The 4,508-nt window shown below is 78.9% G+C and carries 1 protein-coding gene; it reads right to left on the bottom strand.

The features are described 5' to 3' along the window. Positions 1-9: 9 nt before the first annotated feature. Positions 10-4,508: SCO7613 C-terminal domain-containing membrane protein (locus ACW0Q9_RS29265; protein WP_456186795.1), on the bottom strand; the 4,499-nt coding region annotated here is incomplete at its 5' end.

Genomic DNA, 4,508 nt, shown 5'->3' with positions numbered 1-4,508 from the left:
CCTCCGGTTTCATCTCATCCCGCGGAGCGCGGTCTGCAGGCGCTCCTGGGCGCGGCGGCGGCGTTCGTTGCTCGCGCCGAGCACCAGCAGCAGGAAGCCGACCGGGATCAGCACCAGCCACGGGCCGAGGCTGACCAGCGCGTGCACCGCGGCGATCGCCGTGACCGTGGCACCCACGATCACCGGCGCCTGCTGCTGGCTCGTCGAGCCGAAGATCAGCACCGCCACGGCGCCGAGCAGCAGCAGCACCTGACGCAGCATGCTGGTGTCGGTGGCCAGCACGATCGCCAGTGTGGGCAGGAACGCGGCGACCAGCGCCGGCCCGTACGCCACCCAGCTCGACAGGTCGGGCCGGTGGCGCAGTTGCAGCACCCCGACCAGCAGGGCGAGCGCCGCGAACGGCAGGGTGTACGCCTCGGGCAGCGCCACCTGGGCCACCCGCATGAGGATCCACCAGGCGCTGATCTCGCAGATGACCACGGCCCAGAACAGCAGGTTCCGCTCCACCGGCCGGCGGCCCGGGCGGCTGGCCGCCACCCCGAGGACGGCGCCCCAGGCGGCCAGCAGCGCGGCGATGTGCCGGGGCGAGTCGTACGCCAGGGCCAGCGCGATGAGCGCCGCCGCGTGGCCGCTCCACTCGACGGTGGCCGCCTCCCGGTACGCCTCCGGCCGGCGCAGCCGGGGGAGGGTGGCGGCGAAGACCTGGAGCGCCGCCCCGACCGCCAGCACCCCGAACGCGGACCAGACCGCGGCGAGCCCGGCCACCAGGCCGAGGGTGAGCACGAAGAGCTGGGCCATCAGCGAGGCGAAGAGCCAGCCGAGGATGCGGGCCCGCTGGGTGGTGCCGAAGAGCGCGGCGACCGCGCCCACCCCGACCGCGCCGCCCAGCGTGAACAGGGTCAGCTCCCGGGTGGCGAGGCTGCCGGCGAGACCGGCGTTGCCGGCGGCCAGGCCGATGGCGAACACCAGCACCCGGGCGACCCGGATCGGGCGGGCCGGTTCGGCCACGGCCGGCGGCGGGGTGAGCGCCAGCCCCAGCATCGAGACGGTGAAGACGGTCAGCCCGGCCAGCGCGGTCACCGGCCAGCCGCGGCCGAGCGCCACCGGGGTGATCAGCAGCGTGACGGCCGCCCCGGGCAGGATCACCGGCACGGCCCGGGACCGCCGGCCACCGCTGAACCCGGTGGCGGCGAGCGCCGCCGTCGCGGTGAGCAGCAGCGCGGTGAGCACGTGCGTGGGATCCACCGCCTCGGGCGGCGGGGTGAGCAGCTCCGGCGGCGGCCCCTGCCAGACCCGGGACAGCACCCGGAGCGGCTCGACCAGCGCCACCACCAGCGCCGGTGCCAGGGTGGCCAGGGCCAGGGCGGTGGGCAGCGCCGCCGCGGCGAGCGCCCCGGCCGCCGGGCTGACCCGCCAGCGCAGCTCGGCCGGGTCGTCCGGCGCCCGGCGCAGCGCCCCGTTGAGCAGCACCGACCAGCGGCGGGCCGGCTGGGCCGAGCCGACCGGCGGGACCGTGGCGGCCCGGATCAGTTCGGCGAGCACGCCGAGCAGCGCCGCCGCGGCGGCGTACACCCCGGCGGGGAGGTGGGTGATCACGGCGGCGGCCGCGGTGACCGTCGCGCCGCCCACCACGGCCACGCTCGCGTAGGGGAGGTACTGCGGGACCTGCCGGCGGACGGCAGCCACCGCGGCCAGGCCGATGCTGGACGCGGCCAGCGCGGCGGTGAGCACCACCTGCGGGGGCCGGCCGAACTCGGCGGCCAGGGCGGCCACCGCCCCGGGCAGGGCGAGCAGGGCCGCGCCGGCCGCGGCACCGCCGATCTGCACCAGGTGCGCCGGCATCCCCTCGGTGCGGACGTTCTCCGCCATCGTCGGCGCGAGCGCCCGGGCCAGGGCGGCCACCGTCACCCCGATCAGCGCGATGCTGCCGAGCGCCAGCGCCGTGGTCCACGGGCGGACCAGCCCGGCGCCGGCGGCGTGCAGGGCGACCACCCCGGCCACCGTGGCCCGGGACAGCGCGGCCCGCGGGTCGGCCGCGGCCACCGCCGCCATGCCGAAGACGGTGGCGACCATGGCGCCCACCAGCACCGGCGACCACCAGGGCAGGTCGAACGCGGCCGGCGCGCCGATGGTGGCGAGCACGGCGGCCGCTCCGGAGACGTCGTACTTCCAGGGTGGCGGCAGCAGGATGCCGGCGGCCACGGCCAGCAGCACCAGCGCGACCGGCGCCTGCCAGGTGGACCCGCCGGTGGGAGCGGCCGGCCAGCCGCTGAGGTCGCCGGCCCAGATCGGGCCCGGCGTGGCCAGCACCCCGACCCCGCCGCGCAGCGCGCTCGCGGCCGCGATCAGGCCGATCAACGCGCCGCCGGCCGTGATACCGAGGACCGGCCCCCGCCGCCACTCCTCGGGCAGCGCCCGGGCGGCGACGGCGACCACGGAGACCAGGGCGGCGGCCACCACGAGCTGGCCGCCCGGGGCCAGCACGGCGGCGATCCGGGCCAGGGTGGCGATGAGCGCCACCGTGGCGGCGGCGAGGGCCAGGTCGGACCCGTCGAGGGACAGGTCGGAACGGCGGCCCGCGTCGATCCGGGGGGCCAGCGCCAGCAGCGCGGCGGCGACCAGCAGCAGCCCGCCCACCCACGCGTCGGCGGTGGTGGCTCCGGGCGCGCCGAACGCGGCCGCCGCGACCGCCACGGCGCCCAGCACGGTGCCGAGCGCGTGCGGCACGCTGAGGTGCCGCTGCGCGACCTGGACGAGGGCGGCGTAGCCGAGCGTGACGCAGACGCCGAGGAAGCTCGCCGCGAGGATCGGGACGGTGATCTCGCGCAGGTTCGCCGCGGTGGGAGCCGGCGGAGTCGGCACCGTGGCGGCGACGAACGCGGCCACCGCGCCGGGCAGCGCGAACGCCGCCCCGCCGGCCGCCCAGGCGCAGACGGTGTCCGCGGCTGCGGCGGCGATCCGGACCCGGGGCGCCAGCGAGACCAGTGCGCCGGCCAGGAACAGGAGGGTCAGCGCGGCGGCGCTGAGCGTGGGCCGGGCGAGCGCGGCCCCGGCCCCGACCAGCCCCAGCCCGGCGGCGGTCACCGCGTGGGCCAGCGCGGCGCGTTCGGTGCCGGCGGTGAGCCCGAGCACGCCGATGGCCACCGCGGTCAGCAGCATCGGCCAGCAGGCGGTCGCCCAGCCCAGCCCGAGCGAGGCCGGCACGGCGAGGGCGGTCAGCGCCGCCCCGACCACCGCGAACTCGCGCCGGATCTCCGCCGGCAGGGCGACCACGGCGGCGACGGTGAGCAGCAGGGCGCTGGCGGCGAGCTGCCAGCCCGTCGGCCCGACGGCCGCCGCCAGCTCGGCGTGCCATCCGCTCAGATCCGCGGACCAGGCGGGCAGCGCGGCGCGGACCGGCGCCAGCCCGGCGCGCAGCGCGCCGCCGGCCACCACCAGGCCGCTCACCGTGAGCGCCACCGCCGAGGCGAGCTGCGGGCCCCGCCGGGCCGCCTCCGGTACGCCCCGGACGGCGAACCCGGTGAGCGCGATGACCGCGGCGATGAGCAGCAGCGACCGGCCGGGGAAGGCGACCGAGGCGACCCGGCCGAGCGCGCCGATCACGGCGAGGGTGACGATGCCCGCGCCCACGTCCGGCAGCGGCGGCCGGCGCAGCACCAGCGTGCCGGCCAGCCCGACAAGCGCGGCGAGCAGCAGGACGGCGCCCGACCCGGCGGCGGCCGGCACGGTGGTGGCGCGCAGCAGGGCGGTGACCGCGTACGCCAGGGCGACGGCGACCGCCACCCCGTGCAGCAGCCAGGCCAGCTCGCGCAGCCAGGGCACCGGGCGGGCCGGCGGGACCGGCTCGGTGCCCGGGGGCGGCTCCGCGCCGAGCACCTCGGCGGCCTCCTCCGGGGCCGACTCGGGCCGGTCGTCGGCGGCCCGCTGCCGGGGCGGGGTGGGCTCCGGCGGCGCGATCGGCAGGTCCCGCCGGACGGGGCGCTCGACCACCACCGCCGACCGGGCCAGCGCGAGGTCGGCCACGGCCACCAGGGTGAGCACCAGCGCCCAGCCGGCCGGCCCGGTGATCCGCTCGTACGCCAGCAGCGGCAGCACCGGCTGGGCGGCCAGCACGGTGGCGAAGCGGGGCGCCCGCAGCCCGGTCCCGTACGCGTATCCGAAGGCGACCACGGTGGTGACCAGGAAGATCGAGCCGGAGAATGCGGCGCCGGAGGTACCGCCGCCGATCCGGTCGACGGCCCAGAGCGCGTACCCGGCCAGCGGCACCAGCAGCAGGCCCACCGCGGCGATCGTCTCGGCGGTCGAGGTGAGCCCGCGCCGGGCCAGCACCGGCGGGGCGAGCAGCATCAGCACCGTGGCCACCAGCAGCACGCCGAGCCGGGCCAGCGCGTCCATCGAGCTGGTGGCCACCGCGGCGAAGACCACCGCGGCGACGCCGAGCAGCAGGGCGCCGAGCCCGAGGGGGATGTTCTGCACCTCCCGCGAGGAGGCCTCCGGCGGGTGCTCCG

The sequence above is a fragment of the Micromonospora sp. I033 genome (assembly GCF_053890995.1).
The sequence above is the reverse complement of the archived record's forward strand: the minus strand, read 5'-3'. Positions and strand labels throughout refer to the sequence as shown.